Genomic DNA, 18,076 nt, shown 5'->3' with positions numbered 1-18,076 from the left:
GCCAAGACCTCAGCCGCGCCGCCTTCTGCGTCGCGCGCCATCGCCGGCATCGACCGGCGCGGCTTCCTTCGGCGCCGGCAGGTTCACCGCCTTGGCGAGGTGGGGATAGGGCGCGGTCTTGTGCGGGATCGCCATCGCACCGACGAAATGCTCCTGGAACTTCGGCTCGACCGCGGTCTCGACCTTCTCGACCTGCTTCACCACGCGGACGATCTCGTCGCGCGATGCCCGGTTCAGGAGCGCAATGCGGGCGCCGGTGCCGGCGGCGTTGCCGGCGGAGGTCACCTTGGCGAGATCGCAATCCGGGATCATGCCGAGGACCATCGCGTATTTGACGTCGATATGGCTGCCGAAAGCGCCGGCCAAAGTGATGCGGTCCAGCCGGTCGATGCCCATGCGGTCCATCAGCAGGCGCGCGCCGGCATAGAGTGCCGCTTTCGCGAGCTGGATGGCGCGGACGTCGTTCTGGGTGATCTTCAGCTGCGGCTCGCCGTCATGCAGCAGGTAAGAGAAGGTGCGGCCTTCCTGCTGGACCCGCGGCGACTTCGCCGCCATGGCGCCGTCGATCACGCCGTCCTGGGTGATGATGCCGCAGAGATACATCTCGGCGAGGCATTCGATGATGCCGGAGCCGCAGACGCCGGTGACGCCGAGACCCTCGGTCTTGGTCTTGAAGTCCGGATGATCGGACCAGAGGTCGCAGCCGATCACCTTGAAGCGCGGCTCCAGGGTGGCGCGGTCGACGCGGACGCGCTCGATGGCACCGGGCGCGGCGCGCTGGCCGCAGGAGATCTGCGCACCTTCGAAGGCCGGGCCGGTCGGCGAGGAGGCCGCCAGCAGCTTCGATTTGTTGCCGAGCACGATCTCGGCATTGGTGCCGACATCGACGATCAGGGTCATCTCGTCGGATTCGTGGGGTGACTCGGAGAGGATCACACCCGCCGTATCCGCGCCGACATGGCCGGCGATGCAAGGCAGCACATAGATCCGCGCATTGGGATGGATCTTGAGGTCGATCTCCGAGGCCCAGATCTGCACAGGCCCGTCGGTCGCGAGCGCAAACGGCGCGCCGCCGAGCTCGATCGGGTTAATCCCGAGCAAGAGGTGGTGCATGATCGGGTTGCCGACGAAGGTGCATTCGAGAATGCTGTCGATCGGGCAGCCGGCTTCCTTCGCCACGTTGGTGGCGAGTTCGTTCAGCGCCTCGCGCACCGCCTTGGTCATCTCGACATCGCCGCCGGGATTCATCATGACGTAGGAGACCCGGCTCATCAGGTCTTCGCCGAAGCGGATCTGCGGGTTCATCAGGCCGGAAGAGGCCACGACGTCGCCGGTCGCGAGATCGCAAAGATGGCCGGCGATGGTGGTCGAGCCGACGTCGACCGCAAGGCCATAGACCTTGTCGTTGAAGCCCGGCCAGACCGCGGTGATCTGCTTGCCGAGATGGACCGCGACCGTGACCTTCCACTCGCCCTTGCGCAAAGCCTGCTGCAGGCCCTGGATGGCGCGGATGTCGCAGTCGAGATTCTCGAGCTTCCACTGCTCCTTGAGCGCCTTTTCCAGGCGCTGCAGGTCGCCGGTCGGGTCGTGCATGTCGGGCTCGGCGACCTCGACGTAATGCAGGGTGACGACCGGATCCAGCTCGATGGTGCGCATCTCGGCGCGCTTGCGCACGACCTGCTTGTGCACCTGGCTGTCCGAGGGCACGTCGATGACGAGATCACCCAGCACATGGGCCGAGCAGGAGAGCCGCCGGCCGGGCTTCAGCCCGCGCTTGTCGCCGTAGCGCTGCTCGACCGCCGAGAAGTCGGAGAGATGGTCGGATTTCGAGGTCACGCCGAGCTTGGCGAACTCGCCTTCCGAGACCACCACCTGGCAGCGGCCGCAGATGCCGCGCCCGCCGCAGACCGAATCGATATCGACGCCCAACGAGCGGGCGGCCTGCAGGATCGGCGTGCCGACCGCGAAGCGGCCGCGCCGGCCCGACGGCATGAACACGATCAGCGGGTGATCCTGCCCATTGCCGTTGCCGTTCGTGGTGCCGTTCTTTTCGGTCGTTGCGGTGTCCATACTCTCAATCCAACCGGTGTTTCGTCCCCCCACCCCGGCCCTCCCCCTGAAGGGGGAGGGAGAAGAGGCTCGGTGCAATTCCCTCCCCCTTCAGGGGGAGGGCTAGGGTGGGGGTATGTATCACTGCGTCGTTAGAATGTCCTTACGCCGGTGCGCCTTCGGTCGAGGCCGGGGCGGCACCGCCGCCGCCGCGGCGGCCGGTGCGTTCGCGGCGGCCACGGGCGCCGGCCGCATCGCCTTCCGGCGCGGGCTCGCGGAACTTCTTGATCCAGGCGGCGCAATGGGCGTCGTGGCCCATCAAGGTATCGGCGCCCATGATGCCGGTCATCTCCTCGGCGTGCAGCGGGTTCATGATGGCGCTGGTCATGCCGGCGCCGATCGCCATCGACAGGAAGGCCTGGTTGAGGCCGTGGCGGTTCGGGAGGCCGAAGCTGATGTTGGAAGCGCCGCAGCTGGTGTTGACCTTCAGCTCCTCGCGCAGGCGCCGGATCAGCTTGAAGGCGGCCTGGCCGGCCTGGCCGAGCGCGCCGATCGGCATCACCAGCGGATCGACCACGATGCTGGAATAGTGGATGCCGTAATCCGCGGCGCGGTTGACGATCTTCTTCGCCACCTCGAACCGCACGTCCGGATCCTCGGAGATGCCGGTCTCGTCGTTGGAGATCGCGATCACCGCGCAATCGTACTTCTTCACCAGCGGCAGGATGACCTCGAGGCGCTCTTCCTCGCCGGTCACCGAGTTCAGCAGCGGCCGGCCCTTGTAGACGGCGAGGCCGGCTTCGAGCGCGGCCACGATCGAGGAGTCGATCGAGAGCGGCGTATCGGTCAGCGACTGCACCAGCTGGATGGTCTCGGCCAGGATCTTCGGCTCGTCGGCCAGCGGGATGCCGGCATTGACGTCCAGCATATGCGCACCGGCCTCGACCTGGGCCAGGGCATCGGACTTGACGCGGCTGTAGTCGCCGGCGGCCATCTCCGCCGCCAGCAGCTTGCGCCCGGTGGGGTTGATGCGCTCGCCGATCACACAGAACGGCCGCTCGAAGCCGATGACCACTTCCTTGGTGGCCGAGCTGATGACGGTATCGGTCATGGGGTCGAAATCCTTCTCTCTTAACTGGCGGTGGCGACGAGCGCCGATTCGTTTTCGGCAGGCCGGGGCGCACGGCGCGGCTTGCGATTCTTCATGACGCCGGAAGCGTGGATGATCTCGTTCACGAACTCCTCCTGGCGGTAGGCCATGACGTGGATCCCGGCGACGCCCTCGATCTCGGAGATCTCCTGGATCAAATCGATGCAGAGCTGCTTGCCCTCGGCCTTCTGGTCCTTGGCCTTCTCGATCCGTTCCAGGACGGGTTCCGGAATATGCACCCCCGGCACGTTGTTCTTCATCCAGCGCCCGGTCTTGGCCGATGGCAGAGGCCCGACGCCGACCAGGAAGAACGCTTTTTCATGCAATTTGTTCTCGCGCACTTTCTCCATGAACTGGCGCAGGAGCGGCACGTCGTAGCAATACTGGGTCTGGAGAAACTGCGCCCCGGCCGCGATCTTCTTGGCGATATGCACCCCGCGCCATTCGAACGGCGGCACGAAGGGATTGGCGGCCGCACCCAGAAAAACCTGCGGCCGGGTGGTGAGCTTGCGGCCCGAGAGAAACTGGCCCTTGTCCCGCATCGTGGCGATGCAGTTCAGCAACGAGGTCGAATCGAAGTCGAAGACCGGCTTGGCCTGGGGCTGGTCGCCCGCCTGCACGCCGTCGCCGGTGAGACAGAGGATGTTCTGCACCCCCATGGCGGCGGCACCCAGCACGTCGCCCTGGATCGCGATCCGGTTCCGGTCGCGGCAGGAGATCTGCATGATCACCGCATAGCCGGCGCGGGTCAGCAGCGAGCAGATGCCGACCGAGGACATGTGGCAGTTGGCGCCGCTGGCATCGGTGGCGTTGATGGCGTCGCAGACTTCCGAGAGCACCAGCGCGCGGTCATAGACGTCGCGCGGGTCGGCGGAGTCGGGCGGATTCAATTCGGCGGTCACCGCGAAACGGCCCGAGCGCAGGATGCGCTCCAGCCTTCCGCCCGAAGAATGGCCCGGCAGGTTCGGGAGCGGCGCGCCCGGGTCGTAATGCGGCGGCAGGTCAGGGTTCATGCCGCCTTCTCCGCCTTTGGAGTCTCGGCCTTCGGCGCCGCGGGCTTGGCAGCAGGCGCTTTCACCGGCTTCGGCGCGAACTCACCCACTTTCTTGGTCATGCGCACGACGCGGAGCCAGGCCGACTTGCCCTTGATGCTGTTATCGACGGCGTGCTGCACGTTGCGGATCTTCTCGAGGCCGTCATCCATGCGCGCCGCGCCCTGCCAGCCCTGCACCCAGACGCATTTCATCTCGGGCTTCACCTCGCAATGGCCGTTCGGGCGGACGCCGCCGCAGGGACCGTTGCGCAAGGTCTTCGGGCAGTTCATCGGACAGGACATGCCGGTCGAGGAGAGCGCGCATTGCCCGCACATCTGGCAGTCGAACAGGAAGCCTTTCGAGGCCTTCTCCAGCTTCTGGAACGGTGCTTCGAGCTTCTCGTAGCCGATCTTGTTCCAGAGCGGGTGCAGCGCCACCATCACCTTCTCGAAGGCGGTGTAGAAGCGGTTGAGGCCACGGGCGTGGCGGACCGACCAGAGGCGGACGGCGTACATGTCTCAGGCAGCCTTTCCGCCGGCATCGACCAGCGCGTTCAGCTTCGCCTCGTCGAACTCGGTTTCGATCTCCTTGGCCTTGGCGTCGGCGATGGCCTGCAGGTCGTCGCCGACCTCGCCGAGCGGCACCTGGCGCCATTCGGCGAGATAGGAGTCGGTGTCTCGAAGATTCGCCTTCATCGCGGCGCGATCGATCGCCTTTTCGAAGCGCTCGTTCAGCACGACTTTCGCCTCTTCGCGGCGGCTCTTCTTGACCTTGATCTGAGCCGGGATGTCCCGCCAGTAGACGACAATCAACTGCGCCATTTCTCTTGTTCCTCAGTGGGTCGCGTCTGCGGCTTCGGCCATGAAGGTCGCGAGCTCGCCATAGCCGGTCAGGCGATACTCGAACTCCAGGCCCAGACGCCGCGCGATCTCGCGGGCCTGCTCGGTCAAGCCGGCATCCTCGATCTGGGCGAGGAAGACCAGCTTCTTGTAGTGCTCGAACACCATGTCCTTCATGTCCGGCCGGCGGTCGAGGCCGAAGCCCTTCCAGATCAGCCGGTCGAAATGCCGGCAGAGATAATCGGTCAGGAAGAAGGTGCCGAGCTCGTCGTCCATCATCTTCTCGAAGACAGCTTTGCCGGAATAGAATTCGTAGCAATGCGGGCCTTCGATCCGCTCCGCACCCTCTTCCTTCAGGACCTCGTCGAGCTGGCCGCCGGTGCCGCAGTCTCCGTAGGCCACGAAGATGCGGTCGTACTTCGCCTTGCCGGCCTTGATCTTCTGCCGCACGCCTTCCGGAATCTTCTCCGGCGTGTTGTGCCAGATCGCAGGCAGGCAGGTCACTTCGAGCCGGCTCTCCCAGTGGTTCAGCCGCTGCAACGCCACGATCTCCTGGGCGAGGGCGCCGCAGGCGATCAGCAGGTTGGGCTTGGCGGCAACTTCGGCCACGGCGGAATCCTCGGGTTCAGGCGGTCTATTGCTAGCGGCGCGCAATTGTCCGGACTGCGACGCCCGCGACGGGGCCTAGCCGATCCGCGACCGGCCTTAAACCCCGCTAACTCCAGCGCTTATCATGTGGGCTTGGGCGTCGCATTCAAACCATTCTTTTTGCATCGCGATATAACGGATTCTAATGAACGGCCCCGGCGGCAAGGCCGCCCTGGCCCTTGGGAAACCGCCATAAATCCGGGCGCAGATTGCCCGACTTCTGCCCGATTGATCGTTTAATCCCTGCGTTTTGAGACCAAAAAGCGTCCGCGCCGAACGCTCCGGAGTTGCCCCCTGTGACCTGTCGCCCCGCTGCCCTCGTTCTCCTGCTCGCGGCGGCGCTCCTGGTCTCGCTGGGCCAGCCGGCCTTTGCCCACCGGCCCTACACGGTAGCCCTGGAGACGCTCGATTTCGGCGGTGGAAGATCGGCGACGCTGGAGATCCTGTATGGAGACGGCATTTTCTTTGCCGACCCGGCGCGCGCCCAATTGCGGACGGAAGCCGGCGCGACCGTCGCCAAGACGTCGGTGGCCGGCAATGTCGTCAGCTTCTGCATGAGCGTCGAATATTGCTGGGTCTTTCTGTACGGGCCGATCCCCGTGCCCTGGCGGCTCGATCCGGATCGGATTGCCTGGGACAGCCCGGCCGATCTGAACCCTTACCCCGAGTTCGACGATACGCCGCCGATCGGTTTTGCCGTGGACTGGGCGCCGTGGAGCGTCGCCCTGGGTTTCGCAGTCCTGATCGTCGGCAACTGGCCGGGCCTGGTCGCGATGTTGCTGCCCTGGTTGCTGATTGCCGCGGTCACGCGCCGGATCGGGCGCATCGAGCGGGATTCGGTGCAGGCCTGGTGGAGCGTCGCGCTCTGCGCCTTGCTCTGGATGGTTCTGATCCTTTACGAGCTCATGGCGACCTATGTCATGGTCGCGCTCTGCGCCTTTCCGCTGCTGCTGCTCGCGCTGGTCTTGGCCGCCGCGATGTTCGGGCTGACCCGGCTGCTGGCCTGGTTCGCCGGGCGCCGCGCCGCGCCGGCGATGCCTTAGGCTTGCAACAGCTTGCTGATCAGCCTGGGGCGGAATGTGGCGGAGTGGGTATAGACCAGCACCATGTTGACGTTCGTGCGATCCGCGGAGAGCGGCAGGTAGAGGGTATCCTCCTGCTCCTCCCAGCCGTCCGCCGTGGTGTAGGGATCGCGGACGCAGAACGGCCGACAACTGCGCACCACGTATTCATAGCTGCCGAGCGCTGCTTCGCGGCTCTCGCCGTAGTAGGCATCACCCACCGCTTGTCCCGTTGGATCGCCGCCGCGACCGGCGACTTCCTGGGTGCCGACCAGGCGGTAGACGAAACGCCGCTGGTCCGGCACCACATCGACGAGTGTCACGGATGGGAGATGGCGCGGGAAATCCACCGGGTCGATGTCGCCGCGGCTCGGCATCGCGCACCCGTTGGACCGGCCCCGCCAATAGGCATAGAGCGACCGCACGCTGTCGTGACTGGCGGCGATCCGGCGCACCACCTCCGCTTCGGTGACGTCGTCGTAGATCCACCGTGCGGCGGCATCCGACCCCAGCGCGGGCCGAGCGAAGATGATGGTCGAGGCGTCATTGCTCATCGCCGCAAGCCCTCCCGCGCCTAGAGGGCGGAAACCGGGATCAGCATCGGTCCCGGCTGCGCGGCAAAGGCCGCCTGGCTGGACGCCCGCGTCGATGGCCAAGCGAAGATCGTTGCCGCCAGAACCGTCGTCGCATGATCGCCGTCGGCGAGCGGCAAAGCGAGAGTCTCGGCCTCGACCGAAAACAGATCGGCATGCGGCAGCAGCCCGCGAAAGTAGCAGACGGCCGGCTGGTGCAGGACGGCAGTGAGTGTGGCGTTGATCGACCCCGCGATATTGGGCAGCAGATCGTCCGCATGGGCGCCGGAGACCGGCCGTCCCAGCAGCCAGCGGATTTCATCACCTGCCAGGCGGAAGGGGAAACGGCCGGTCTCCGCTGCCAACCTGCAGATCCAGACATAAGGCAGCAAGGACGAGATCGCGGCGCAGTCGAGCGCGCTGCGATCCGGGATCGCCCGGCCGCCGCGCAGGCTCATCCAGCTGGCGAACAGGCAATGCAGTCGCGCATCGCGGCAATCCAACCCCTCTTCGGGTCGGGAGCACAGCGCGTCGGCATCCTGCGTTCCACAGCTGATGGCTCTCGGTAATAGGTCCGTCATCGGAGTTCTCCACCGACTCACCCGATCCGCCGCCGGACTAAATCCGGCACGGACCCAAGCATGCGCCGGTCGGCGCCGACACGGCAGTCAGGATAATGTCCCCAGGCCGCCGGGAAATGCCTGACAGAATGCGGGGAATTGGCGCGTGTCGATTCCGCTATTGGTGCAGCGGCAAGACCCGCTGCACAGCCGGACGCTGCGCCATGCGGTTTCGATGGTCGAGCACCTTGGGGAAGCGCTGGGGGTCCACGCCGTCGCCCTCCAGCCAGCTCGAGAGCGTGAAAAGATAGGGGTCGGCGATGGAGAAGTCCGCGCCCGCTACCCAGGGCCCTTCCAACATCTCGTTCTCGATCAGCTCGAAGCAGGCGGCGACGGTCTCGGGCACCTTCTGCTTCATGTCGTCGAAAGAAGACTGCTGGTCCGCCCAGCGATAGCCGCGCAGCTTATGCGCATGGGCGACGTGGACGGTGGCGCAGAGATAGGCGTTGAACGCCTGGATCTTCCCGAACGCAAAGGCATCGTCGAGCGGCGCCAGCTTCTTCCCCGGATGGGTCTGCGCGATGTAGGCGAGGATCGCCGGATTCTCGGTGAGGATGCCGCGATCGGTGACCAGCGCCGGCACCCGGCCCTTCGGATTGACCTTCAAATATTCCGGCTTGCGCTGATCGCCGGCGCGGAGGTCGAGTTTGACGGCTTCATAGTTGGCGCCGGCTTCCTCCAGCGCGATATGCGAAGCAAGAGCGCAAGATTGCGGGCCGAAGAAGAATTTGAGCATCGCCTAACCTCCACCTTTTCAGGCAGAGGTTTGGCGATCGCCGGCAGGCGCGAAACGGGCTTTTCGCCCTATCGCTGCAGATCGAAGCGGTCGAGGTTCATGACCTTGGTCCAGGCCGCGACGAAATCCTTCACGAACTTCTCCCTGGCATCCGCCGAGGCATAGACCTCGGCCAGCGCCCGGAGCTGGGAATGCGAGCCGAAGATGAGATCGACGCGCGTTCCCGTCCATTTCACCGCGCCGGTCTTGCGGTCGCGGCCTTCATAGATGCCCTCAGTCGCGGACTTCTGCCATTCCGTGCCCATGTCAAGCAGGTTGACGAAGAAGTCGCTGCTCAAGGTCTCCGGCCTGGCGGTGAAGACACCGTGCGCCGGCTGGCCGACGTTGAGAGCGCGCAGCCCGCCCAGCAGCACCGTCAGCTCCGGCGCCGAGAGGGTGAGCAGCTGCGCGCGATCGACCAGCAGCTCTTCCGGCGAGACCCGCTGCGGCCCGCGGAGATAGTTGCGGAAACCGTCGGCGGTCGGCTCCAGCCATTTGAAGGAGTCGACATCGGTCTGGTCCTGGCCGGCATCGGTGCGGCCCGGCGTAAACGGCACGGTCACCGCGACGCCGCCCTGCTTCGCCGCCGCCTCGACTGCGGCGGAACCGCCAAGGACGATCAGGTCGGCCAGCGACAGCTGCTTGCCGCCGGCGCTCGCGTTGAACTCCTTCTGGATCGCCTCCAGTTTGCCGAGCACCTTCTGAAGCTCGGCCGGCTGGTTGACCGCCCAGTCCTTCTGCGGGCTGAGGCGAATGCGCGCGCCATTGGCGCCGCCGCGCTTGTCGGAGCCGCGGAAGGTGGAAGCCGAAGCCCAGGCGGTGGTCGCCAACTGCGCGATCGAGAGACCGGAGGCCAAGAGCTTGGCCTTCAGGGACTCGATGTCCTCGGCGTTGATCGGCTGCCCGCTGGCCGCCGGGATCGGGTCCTGCCAGATCAGCACTTCCTTCGGCTTCAAGGGCCCTAGATGCAGGGCAACCGGCCCCATGTCGCGGTGGGTCAGCTTGTACCAGGCCCGTGCAAAGGCATCGGCGAACTGGTCGGGATTCTCCATGAAGCGCCGCGAGATCTTCTCGTAGGCCGGATCGAAGCGGAGTGCCAAGTCGGTGGTCAGCATCTGCGGCGCGTGCTTCTTCGCCGCATCATGCGCATCGGGCACGGTGTTGGCGCCCATGCCATGCTTCGGCTTCCACTGATGGGCGCCGGCCGGGCTCTTGGTCAGCTCCCATTCATAGCCGAACAGGTTCCAGAAGAAGTTGTTGCTCCACTTGGTCGGCGTGGTGGTCCAGGTGACCTCGAGGCCGCTGCCGATCGTGTCGCCGCCATGGCCCTTGCCGAAACTGTTCTTCCAGCCGAGGCCTTGCAGCTCGATATCGGCGCCCTCCGGCTCCAGGCCGACATGCTCGGCGGGATTGGCGGCGCCGTGGGTCTTGCCGAAGGTGTGGCCGCCGGCGATCAGCGCCACGGTCTCCTCGTCATCCATCGCCATGCGGGCGAAGGTGTCGCGGATGTCGCGCGCCGCGGCGAGCGGATCGGGGTTGCCGTTCGGGCCTTCCGGGTTCACATAGATGAGGCCCATCTGCACGGCGGCGAGCGGGTTGGCGAGATCGCGCTCGCCGCTGTAGCGCTCATCGGCCAGCCACTTGCCCTCCGGGCCCCAATAGATGTCCTCGCCCGGCTCCCAGGTATCGACGCGGCCGCCGGCGAAACCGAAGGTCTTGAAGCCCATCGATTCCAGGGCGACGTTGCCGGTCAGGATCAGGAGATCGGCCCAGGAGATCTTGCGGCCATACTTCGCCTTGATCGGCCAGAGCAGGCGGCGGGCCTTGTCGAGGTTGACGTTGTCGGGCCAGGAATTGAGCGGCGCGAAACGCTGGTCGCCCGCCCCGGCCCCGCCGCGGCCGTCCTGAACCCGGTAGGTGCCGGCGCTGTGCCAGGCCATGCGGATGAAGAACGGGCCGTAATGGCCGAAATCCGCCGGCCACCAATCCTGGCTGTCGGTCATCAGCGCTCTGAGATCCTTGATCAGCGCGTCGAGATCGAGAGTCTTGAACTCCGCCGCGTAGTCGAAGGCCTCGCCCATCGGATTGGCCCGCGCGGAATGCTGATGCAACACGTTGAGCTTCAGCTGGTTCGGCCACCAATCGGTGTTGGTCTGAGCACGCGCGCCGTGCCCCATCGGGCATTTCCGTTCCGCCGCCATGACGATCTCCCTTTCAGCCAGCGTTTGAACCTGGGGCGATGCTGCGCCTCGGCAGCGGAGCGGTCCAATTGCCTTTCTGGGACATAGCCATCGACTGGGTCGATTGATGGCGCCCCGTATCCTGGAAAAGCTAGATTACCGCCACCACCAAATCGTCATGGTCGGCGAAGGCCGACCATTCACGAGTCTCTATCGTGCGACGGATGCAAACTCGTGGATCCTCCGCCTGCGCGGAGGATGACGAGTCAAAGAGTTTTCAATAGCCGGTCTGCTTAAGCCGTCTTGCGCTCACTCTTGGCGACGTCCTTGAGGGCGTGGCGGATCCAGGCGACGGTGAGCTTTTCCTGGACGCGGTTCTGCTGCAGCCTCGAGCGCAGGGCCTCGAAGTTGACCGCGTCGAGGTTCTGGTCCTGGTTGAAGCAGGAGAAGACCACGGTCTCCTTTCCGGTCACCGGGTCGCGGTGGGTCTGCAGGCACTGGGCGCAGATTTCCTTCATCATGCACTGCATCGGCGAGTTGATCGAGCCGACTGCGTGGTGATGGGGTTTGAGATATTCCTGCAGCACGCCGTGGCGCGCCCGGGCGACCGCCGCCATCATGCCGTCGGAGCCGATGGCGATGATGCGGTCGACATCCTGCATCTTGATCTCGGTCGGGCCGAGCCGGCCCTCTGCGTAGGCGAGCATGGTCTCGACGATGTTGCCGACGAACATCTTGTCCTGCGGCCGCGCCGGCGCGAAGCCCGGCGCCTCGTCGGAGGTCCAGACCACGACATCCGCCGCGGCCTCGATCTCCGCCACCTTGTAGCGGTCGACCAGCTTCTTGTAGCCGGCGAAGTAGAGCACCTTCGAGCCTGCCGCACGGAGCGCGCGGCCGATCGAGAACAGCACCGCGTTGCCGAGGCCGCCGCCCGCGAGCAGCACGGTCTCGCCGGAGGGCGTTTCGGTCGGCGTGCCGGTCGGGCCCATCAGGATCACCGGCTCGCCGGGCTTCAGCCAGGCGCAGAGGTCCGAAGAGCCGCCCATCTCCAGCACGATCAAGCCGACCAGGCCCTGGTCGATGTCGGTCCAGGCGCCGGTCAGCGCCAGGCCTTCCATGGTCAGCGTGGTGTCGGCCGTGCGCTGCGACAGGGTCTCGAAATTCTGCAGGCGATAGAACTCGCCCGGCTCGAAATTGGCCGCGGCTTGCGGCGCCTCGACCACGATTTCGACGATGGTCGGCGTCAGGCGGTTGACCGCGCGCACCCGCGCCCGCAGACGACGATTGAGCTCGGCGAGGAAGGCCGAGTGATCGGCGTTGCCTTCGGCCGCGGGCAGGCGCTCCAGCGCCGCCTGGATCACCGGCCAGCCCTGCTTGGCGCTGCCCATCGCCTTCACCACGTTGCCGGCGAAGGAGGGATGGAGATCGCCGAAGAAGCTGATGGCGCGGCCGTCCGGGCGATAGCGGGTGATGACCCGGACCTCGTCGGGCTTGGCCACCCGCTCCGGCTTCACCACGTTATTGTCGTCATCGACGGCCTGGAAATACTGGCCGTCGAGCGGGAAGTTCTCCGCGTCCTCGCGCGCCAGCACGGTGTTGGGCTTGGTGCCGGCCGCGACCAGCACGGCGCGGGCCGGCAGCACATGCAGCTTGCCCTCGGCATCCTTCAGGCGGATCGCTTCCACATGCCCCATCTGGTCGACGTCGATCACGCTGGGGGTCAGCGTTTCGGCGAAGCGGATCCCCTCCTCCAGCGCCTTCTCCACCTCCTCGTGGTTCAAGGTGTAGGACGGCGAATCAATCAGGCGGCGGCGATAGGCCAGCGTGACTCCGCCCCAATTGTTGATGAGATCGGAGAGCTTCGGCTTCTCACCCGCCATTTTCGCGCGGTCGCGCTCCATGCGGATGGCGCGGGCATGGTTGATGAACTCGTCGGCGATCTCGGTCTCGGCCTTGGACCATTCGCTGCGCAAAGCCGCCTCGCCGATCTCGGCGGTCAAGGTCTCGTAGCGATGCAGGAATTTCTCTACCTGGATCGGGTAATAGGCCATCGCCTCGGTCGCGGTGTCGATCGCGGTCAGGCCGCCACCGATCACCACGGCGGGGAGACGCAGCTGCAGGTTGGCGATGGAATCGGTCTTCGCCGCACCGGTGAGTTGCAGCGCCATCAGGAAGTCCGACGCCATGCGCACGCCGCGGGCCAAGCCGTTCGGCAGGTCGAGCAGGGTCGGCTTGCCCGCACCCAAAGCCAGCGCGACATGATCGAAGCCGAGCTCGAACGCCTGGTCGAGCGTCAAGGTGCCGCCGAAGCGGACCCCGCCGAACATCGAGAAGCTGTTGCGGCGCTCCAGCAGCAGGCGGATGACTTTGAGGAAGTTCTTGTCCCAGCGCACGGTGATGCCGTATTCGGCGACGCCGCCGAAGCCGGCCATCACGCGGTTGCCGAGATCCTCCTGCAGATCGGAGAACGTCCGGATCGGCTGGAACGGCACATGCTTGCCGGCGGCATCGACGCCGGAGAGCGCCGGCGGCAGCGGCTCGATCTTCAAGCCATCGATCGCGACCACGGTATGGCCCTGGTTCAGCAGGTAATGCGCCAGCGTATAGCCGGCGGGGCCGAGGCCGACCACCAGTACCTTGCGGCCGCTGGCAGTCCTGGCGACGGGCTGGCGGATGTTGAGCGGGTTCCAGCGCGTCAACAGACCGTAGATCTCGAAGCCCCAGGGCAGGTTGAGCAGGTCCTTGAGGCTGCGGGTTTCCGCCTGCGGGATGTCGACCGGCTCCTGCTTCTGGTAAATGCAGGCTTTCATGCAGTCGTTGCAGATGCGATGCCCGGTCGCCGCCATCATCGGGTTGTCGATGGCGATGATGGCGACCGCGCCCAAAGGCTGGCCGTTCGCCTTCGCGGTGTGCATCTCGGAGATCTTCTCGTCCAAGGGACAACCGGCCAGGGTCACGCCGAACACGCTCTTCTTGTAGGCGCCGTCCTTTTCGGTCAGGCCGCGCGAGCAGCTGTCCTTGCCCTGGTTATGGCACCAGATGCAGTAATTCGCCTGATCGAGCGCGCCTTTGAGATCGGTGCCGATATCGGTGAGGGCGAAGCCTTCGCGGCGGCGCAGATGCTCGTCGGGCAGCTTCACCATCGGAATGCCGTGGCGGAGCTCGGTCTCGAAATGCACCAGGTGCATCGGGTCGATCTTGCGCGGCGCCTTGAACAGCACGCCCTTCTTGTGGAGCTTCCTGCCAGCCTCGCTCTGCGCCGCCCAGGCGGCGTAGCGGGTGGCGAGGTCGAGCTCTTGCGCATGATCGGCTTCGTGGGCGAGCCAGTGATCGACATGGCGCGCGAAGGTCAATTCGTCGAACTGGCCGCCGAAGGCCGTGGTCAATTCGGCCCGCAAGGCATCGCCGTCGAAGGTCTCCGCCTCCTGCTCGCGGTGCGCCTTCAAGGCGCGGCGCTGTACGAACAGGCGCTTCACCGTGAACAAGGGCGCGAGGTCGCTGTGTCGCGCCTGCAGCTCCTTGAGTTCGGTCTCGATGCCGAAGAGTTCGCCGACGAAATCCTCGACATGGCCGGCGAGGTCGAGGATGAGCTGCGATTCCGCCTTCTGGTCGAGTGCGGCGGGTTCGGCGCGCGCGGCGAGCAGACGGCCGGCGAGGCCCTCGTCCCCGGCCTTCAGGCCGGCGATGAAGTGAGAGTCGACCGCCGCGAGGCCGGCAGGCTCGTAGAGGTCCTCGAAGCGCAGTCCATGCGCCAGGCGAAGTTCGGACATCACAACCACGTCACTAATTACAGGCAGGCGAGCGTAAATAGCCGCTGCGGTCCGATTCGGTTCTACCGGCTGAATTTCGGAAAGGCAAGGAAAGTCCGTCAGTTAAATCAACACTGAAAGTTAGTATAACCCGAGCGGAAGGGGTATCTCAATTCCGCTTGATGTCAGGTTGCGAGCCTTGGCCTTTCGAGCGGGATTCCAAATACTTCGGGCAACCACGCGGCGGATGACGGCATGAACGACGGCGGCTCCCCCCAGGACACCAAGGGCAGTTTCAAGGACAAGCTGATCGCGACCAAACAGCGCTGGGCCGAGGAAGGCCGGCTGCTGACCGGCCGACCCTCACATCGCGAGGAAGACCGGTTGCCGCCGGGCCAGCGCAAGACCGCCGCCTGGCCGGTGCTCGATCTCGGCGTGAAGCCGAACATCCCGCTCGACCGCTGGCGGCTCCAGGTCGATGGCCTGGTCGAGCAACCGATGCGGCTCGACTGGGCCGCGTTCCAGGATCTGCCGCAGACCGATGTCGAGAGCGACATCCATTGCGTGACCGCCTGGTCGCGCTTCGACAATCGCTGGCGCGGCGTCGCGGTGCGGGACCTGCTGGCGCGGGTGCAGCCGAAACCCGAGGCGCGCTTCGTTACCCTGCACAGCTACGATACCTACACGAGCAACCTCCCGCTGGAGGAATTCGCGGTCGAAGACGCGCTGCTCGCCACCCACTGGAACGGCGAGCCGCTCACCCTCGAGCATGGCGGCCCGATGCGGGCGGTGGTGCCGCAGCTCTACTTCTGGAAAAGTGCCAAATGGGTGAAGCGCATCGCGTTCCACGCCGGCGACCAGCCGGGCTTCTGGGAAGAGCGCGGCTATCACAACCACGGCGACCCTTGGCGCGAGCAGCGTTACGGATAAGTGATTTGAATTGGGGTCGGGAGTCTTCAATTGAAGGAGCAGAACATGACACGCAACATCATCACAGGGTTCGCCACGGGTATCGCCGGCTTCGCCGCGGTCCTGCTCATCACCGGCTCCGCCCTATTCGGACAAGCTTGGGCCATGGGCAGCTCGGATGACGACAACGCGCAGCCCGATCCCTACAAGAAGGCGAAGGAGCTGATCGACGACGAGGAATATTCGGACGCGATCCCGATCCTGCAGAAGCTGATCAAGGACAAGGGCGCCTATGCCGATGCGCTGAACCTGCTCGGCTACTCCTATCGCAAGAGCGGCGACCAGAAGACCGCGCTCGACTATTACAACCAAGCCCTGGCCATGGAGCCGGACCATCTCGGCGCCAACGAATATCTCGGCGAACTCTATGTCGAGATGAAGATGCCGGCCGAGGCCAAGGAGCGCCTCGCCGTGCTGAAGAAGGCCTGCGGCAGCTGCGAGGAAGCTAAGGAGCTGGAAGCCAAGATCGTGGCCAGCAATTAAGCGGAGTTTGGGCAGCCCCGCCGTCAAGAAGCGGGGCCGTCTGGGAGGACGCTCTTCACTCGACTGAAGGCGTGCGGGGCGCCGGCGGATCAAGCCGGCGCCTGACTTTTTTCCCGAGCGATTTCCCCCAACTGGGGGTCTTTACCATTTTTCGGAGATTTCGCTCTCGCGTGTGGACTAGATCCACGCGCTCAAGCGTTATTTGTCTAATTGCGGAAATATTACGGAAGCGGGAGTGAAACTCGGACCCGGCCGGGGCAGTGCGCCTGGCCGACCAGACCGAGAGTGAAGATGCCTGCCTCGCCTAAAACGAAGCTGATCGGCACCGCCCTGCTGGGGCTTGTCATCGTGCTGGGCACCTTCGGCGCCCGGGCTGCGGACCTGCCGGCCTGGAGCTACCTGATCTGGATCGCCGTGGGCTTCGTGCTGCTCTGGCTGGTGGTCTGGTGGTTCGGCGACTCGGTTACCGACGATCCCCTGGGCGACGAGCAGGCATCGCGGGCCGGGGAAGATCTCCAGAGCCACGCCGATGCTCCCGGCACCAACTATCCCACCGAGCGGGCGAGACTGCCGAGATAAGCGCAGAACATATCGGACATCGCCTCCGAGTAGGCCGCAATCTCCGTGGCCTTGCGCGGCTTTTCCGAGAATTCCTTGCCGACTGTGCTGAGTGTGGTCTTGATCAGCTCGCCGGCCGTCGCGCGCGTGGCGGGTGAGGCCTTCGGCAGCGCCTCCTGCATGAAGCGCTGGATCGTGCGCTCGCCGGAAGCCTTCGCGGCTTTGGCTTCCGGCGCGTCGCGGTAGAGCGGCGCCGCGTCGTCGAGCGCCACCCGGACCGCGGCCTCCGCGCATTCCGAACGGATGAACTCGTGCACCAGGACGCGCAGCCGCTGCAACGGCGGCCGGCGCTGATCCTCGAGGATGCGGCGCAGCAGGTCGGTGGTCTGGCGCCATTCGTCGCTCTGCAGCCGGAACAGGATCGCCGCCTTGTTGGGGAAATACTGGTAGAGCGAGCCGACGCTGACGCCGGCCTTCTCGGCGACCCGCACGGTGGTGAAACGCGCGGCACCTTCCTTCGCCAAAACCTGAACCGCCGCCTCCAGGATCGCCGCGACCAGGTCGGCGGAGCGGGCCTGTTGCGGCTGCTTTCGCGAGGAAATCCGCGGGTTCCGGCGGGTCGGCATGCTGGGCTCCGGCAATGCGAATTGGAAACATGAAGGATTATTCGTATTTCTTCGGCGGCGCAATACCGCGCCGACCCCAAGACCGGAGACCGCCATGGCCACGCTCACCAGCTATCCCTTCGCCCTGCTCCTCGAGCGGCTGTTCGACGAGGTCGAAGCTTCCTCGCCGGCGACCAGCCCGGCCTTTGCCCACGTCTCCGCCGAGGAGCGCGGGCGATTGATGCGCAGCAAGACCGAGTATCGCGACTTCTACGCCGCCCTGAAGGATTATCCGCTCGCGGTCTCGCGCGAGACCGGGCGGCTGCTCTACATGCTGGCGCGCAGCTCCTGCGCGCGCAGCATCGTCGAGTTCGGCACCTCGTTCGGGATCTCGACCCTGCATCTCGCCGCGGCCTTGCAGGACAACGGCGGCGGCCGGCTGATCACCAGCGAGTTCGAACCCGGCAAGGCGGCGCGGGCGCGCGAGAACCTGACCGCCGGCGGCGTCATCGACCTGGTCGAGATCCGCGAAGGCGATGCGCTTCAGACCCTCAGCCGCGATCTTCCCGACAGCATCGATTTGCTGCTGCTGGACGGCGCCAAGGCGCTCTATCCGGAGATCCTCGGCCTGGTGGAAAGCCGGCTGCGGCCCGGCGCTTTCATCGTCGCCGACAATGCCGAATACAGCCCCGATTACCTCGCGCGGGTCCGCTCGGCGGCGCTGGGCTACATGTCCACGCCGTTCGGCGGCGACGTCGAGGTCTCGATGCGGCTGGTCTAGGGC

At 65.6% G+C, this 18,076-nt stretch carries 17 protein-coding genes; 5 read left to right on the top strand and 12 right to left on the bottom strand.

Annotated elements, in window-relative coordinates; genetic code table 11:
* Positions 1–9: 9 nt before the first annotated feature.
* The 6 genes from ACH2CY_RS16385 to ACH2CY_RS16360 form a co-directional block, all read right to left on the bottom strand.
* Entirely contained in the window at positions 10–2,070 is a 2,061-nt protein-coding gene (locus ACH2CY_RS16385; RefSeq protein WP_395020382.1) for an ASKHA domain-containing protein, read from the bottom strand.
* A gap of 142 nt (positions 2,071–2,212) precedes the next feature.
* Entirely contained in the window at positions 2,213–3,160 is a 948-nt protein-coding gene (locus ACH2CY_RS16380) for a methyltetrahydrofolate cobalamin methyltransferase (protein ID WP_395020381.1), read from the bottom strand.
* Positions 3,161–3,180: 20 nt separating this feature from the next.
* Positions 3,181–4,212: a methylenetetrahydrofolate reductase gene (locus ACH2CY_RS16375; RefSeq protein WP_395020380.1), complete on the bottom strand. Its 1,032-nt coding sequence runs from the start codon at positions 4,210–4,212 to the stop codon at positions 3,181–3,183.
* Entirely contained in the window at positions 4,209–4,748 is a 540-nt protein-coding gene (locus tag ACH2CY_RS16370; RefSeq protein ID WP_395020379.1) for a methylenetetrahydrofolate reductase C-terminal domain-containing protein, read from the bottom strand. The genes ACH2CY_RS16375 and ACH2CY_RS16370 overlap by 4 nt, the downstream gene beginning before the upstream one ends.
* A gap of 3 nt (positions 4,749–4,751) precedes the next feature.
* Positions 4,752–5,054, bottom strand: a complete 303-nt coding sequence (locus tag ACH2CY_RS16365; protein ID WP_395020378.1) for a virulence factor — start codon at positions 5,052–5,054, stop codon at positions 4,752–4,754.
* Positions 5,055–5,066: 12 nt separating this feature from the next.
* Positions 5,067–5,681, bottom strand: coding sequence for a DUF1638 domain-containing protein (locus ACH2CY_RS16360; RefSeq protein ID WP_395020377.1), 615 nt, complete (start codon positions 5,679–5,681; stop codon positions 5,067–5,069).
* 335 nt (positions 5,682–6,016) lie between these two features.
* Here ACH2CY_RS16360 and ACH2CY_RS16355 point away from each other — a divergent pair, with 335 nt between their 5' ends.
* Entirely contained in the window at positions 6,017–6,763 is a 747-nt protein-coding gene (locus ACH2CY_RS16355) for a hypothetical protein (RefSeq protein ID WP_395020376.1), read from the top strand.
* Here ACH2CY_RS16355 and ACH2CY_RS16350 read toward each other — a convergent pair.
* The 5 genes from ACH2CY_RS16350 to ACH2CY_RS16330 all read right to left on the bottom strand — a co-directional run bounded on the left by ACH2CY_RS16350 (position 6,760) and on the right by ACH2CY_RS16330 (position 14,698).
* Entirely contained in the window at positions 6,760–7,335 is a 576-nt protein-coding gene (locus tag ACH2CY_RS16350) for a PAS domain-containing protein (protein ID WP_395020375.1), read from the bottom strand. The genes ACH2CY_RS16355 and ACH2CY_RS16350 overlap by 4 nt on opposite strands.
* Positions 7,336–7,355: 20 nt before the next feature.
* On the bottom strand, positions 7,356–7,856 hold the full coding sequence (locus ACH2CY_RS16345) for a PAS domain-containing protein (RefSeq protein ID WP_395020374.1): 501 nt from the start codon (positions 7,854–7,856) through the stop codon (positions 7,356–7,358).
* A 235-nt stretch (positions 7,857–8,091) separates the two neighbouring features.
* Positions 8,092–8,709 carry a glutathione S-transferase family protein gene (locus ACH2CY_RS16340; RefSeq protein WP_395020373.1) on the bottom strand — a complete coding sequence of 206 codons (618 nt, stop codon included), beginning with the start codon at positions 8,707–8,709 and terminating at the stop codon, positions 8,092–8,094.
* 68 nt (positions 8,710–8,777) lie between these two features.
* Positions 8,778–10,949, bottom strand: coding sequence for a catalase/peroxidase HPI (gene katG / locus ACH2CY_RS16335; RefSeq protein WP_395020372.1), 2,172 nt, complete (start codon positions 10,947–10,949; stop codon positions 8,778–8,780).
* Positions 10,950–11,221: 272 nt separating this feature from the next.
* Complete coding sequence (locus ACH2CY_RS16330; RefSeq protein WP_395020371.1) at positions 11,222–14,698, bottom strand: FAD-dependent oxidoreductase; 3,477 nt, start codon at positions 14,696–14,698, stop codon at positions 11,222–11,224.
* 234 nt (positions 14,699–14,932) lie between these two features.
* Between ACH2CY_RS16330 and ACH2CY_RS16325 the strand changes: the two genes are divergently transcribed.
* From ACH2CY_RS16325 to ACH2CY_RS16315, 3 genes are all read left to right on the top strand, one after another.
* Complete coding sequence (locus tag ACH2CY_RS16325) at positions 14,933–15,607, top strand: sulfite oxidase-like oxidoreductase (protein WP_395020370.1); 675 nt, start codon at positions 14,933–14,935, stop codon at positions 15,605–15,607.
* A gap of 45 nt (positions 15,608–15,652) precedes the next feature.
* The gene (locus ACH2CY_RS16320; RefSeq protein ID WP_395020369.1) at positions 15,653–16,129 is read left to right on the top strand and encodes a tetratricopeptide repeat protein; all 477 of its coding nucleotides are present in this window, start codon (positions 15,653–15,655) and stop codon (positions 16,127–16,129) included.
* A gap of 291 nt (positions 16,130–16,420) precedes the next feature.
* The gene (locus tag ACH2CY_RS16315; protein ID WP_395020368.1) at positions 16,421–16,708 is read left to right on the top strand and encodes a hypothetical protein; all 288 of its coding nucleotides are present in this window, start codon (positions 16,421–16,423) and stop codon (positions 16,706–16,708) included.
* Here ACH2CY_RS16315 and ACH2CY_RS16310 read toward each other — a convergent pair.
* Positions 16,675–17,313 (bottom strand): TetR family transcriptional regulator, encoded by a 639-nt coding sequence (locus tag ACH2CY_RS16310; protein WP_395020367.1) that lies wholly within the window; start codon positions 17,311–17,313, stop codon positions 16,675–16,677. The two genes, ACH2CY_RS16315 and ACH2CY_RS16310, sit on opposite strands and share 34 nt — an antisense overlap.
* A gap of 94 nt (positions 17,314–17,407) precedes the next feature.
* On the opposite strand from ACH2CY_RS16310, the gene ACH2CY_RS16305 reads away from it, so the two are divergent.
* Positions 17,408–18,073, top strand: a complete 666-nt coding sequence (locus ACH2CY_RS16305) for an O-methyltransferase (protein WP_395020366.1) — start codon at positions 17,408–17,410, stop codon at positions 18,071–18,073.
* Positions 18,074–18,076: the final 3 nt, after the last annotated feature.

The organism is Dongia sp., from assembly GCF_041905885.1.
GTDB lineage: Bacteria > Pseudomonadota > Alphaproteobacteria > Dongiales > Dongiaceae > Dongia.
Note: the sequence above shows the minus strand (reverse complement) of the source record. Positions and strands in the feature narration are given on the sequence as shown.

What these genes read in the sequence shown, in the direction of transcription:
- ACH2CY_RS16305 (WP_395020366.1), top strand. Translation starts at nt 17,408, where the DNA reads ATGGCCACGCTCACCAGCTATCCCTTCGCCCTGCTCCTCGAGCGGCTG.
- katG (WP_395020372.1), bottom strand. Translation starts at nt 10,949, where the DNA reads ATGGCGGCGGAACGGAAATGCCCGATGGGGCACGGCGCGCGTGCTCAG.
- ACH2CY_RS16320 (WP_395020369.1), top strand. Translation starts at nt 15,653, where the DNA reads ATGACACGCAACATCATCACAGGGTTCGCCACGGGTATCGCCGGCTTC.
- ACH2CY_RS16330 (WP_395020371.1), bottom strand. Translation starts at nt 14,698, where the DNA reads ATGTCCGAACTTCGCCTGGCGCATGGACTGCGCTTCGAGGACCTCTAC.
- ACH2CY_RS16375 (WP_395020380.1), bottom strand. Translation starts at nt 4,212, where the DNA reads ATGAACCCTGACCTGCCGCCGCATTACGACCCGGGCGCGCCGCTCCCG.
- ACH2CY_RS16350 (WP_395020375.1), bottom strand. Translation starts at nt 7,335, where the DNA reads ATGAGCAATGACGCCTCGACCATCATCTTCGCTCGGCCCGCGCTGGGG.
- ACH2CY_RS16340 (WP_395020373.1), bottom strand. Translation starts at nt 8,709, where the DNA reads ATGCTCAAATTCTTCTTCGGCCCGCAATCTTGCGCTCTTGCTTCGCAT.
- ACH2CY_RS16365 (WP_395020378.1), bottom strand. Translation starts at nt 5,054, where the DNA reads ATGGCGCAGTTGATTGTCGTCTACTGGCGGGACATCCCGGCTCAGATC.
- ACH2CY_RS16325 (WP_395020370.1), top strand. Translation starts at nt 14,933, where the DNA reads ATGAACGACGGCGGCTCCCCCCAGGACACCAAGGGCAGTTTCAAGGAC.
- ACH2CY_RS16370 (WP_395020379.1), bottom strand. Translation starts at nt 4,748, where the DNA reads ATGTACGCCGTCCGCCTCTGGTCGGTCCGCCACGCCCGTGGCCTCAAC.
- ACH2CY_RS16310 (WP_395020367.1), bottom strand. Translation starts at nt 17,313, where the DNA reads ATGCCGACCCGCCGGAACCCGCGGATTTCCTCGCGAAAGCAGCCGCAA.
- ACH2CY_RS16380 (WP_395020381.1), bottom strand. Translation starts at nt 3,160, where the DNA reads ATGACCGATACCGTCATCAGCTCGGCCACCAAGGAAGTGGTCATCGGC.
- ACH2CY_RS16385 (WP_395020382.1), bottom strand. Translation starts at nt 2,070, where the DNA reads ATGGACACCGCAACGACCGAAAAGAACGGCACCACGAACGGCAACGGC.
- ACH2CY_RS16315 (WP_395020368.1), top strand. Translation starts at nt 16,421, where the DNA reads ATGCCTGCCTCGCCTAAAACGAAGCTGATCGGCACCGCCCTGCTGGGG.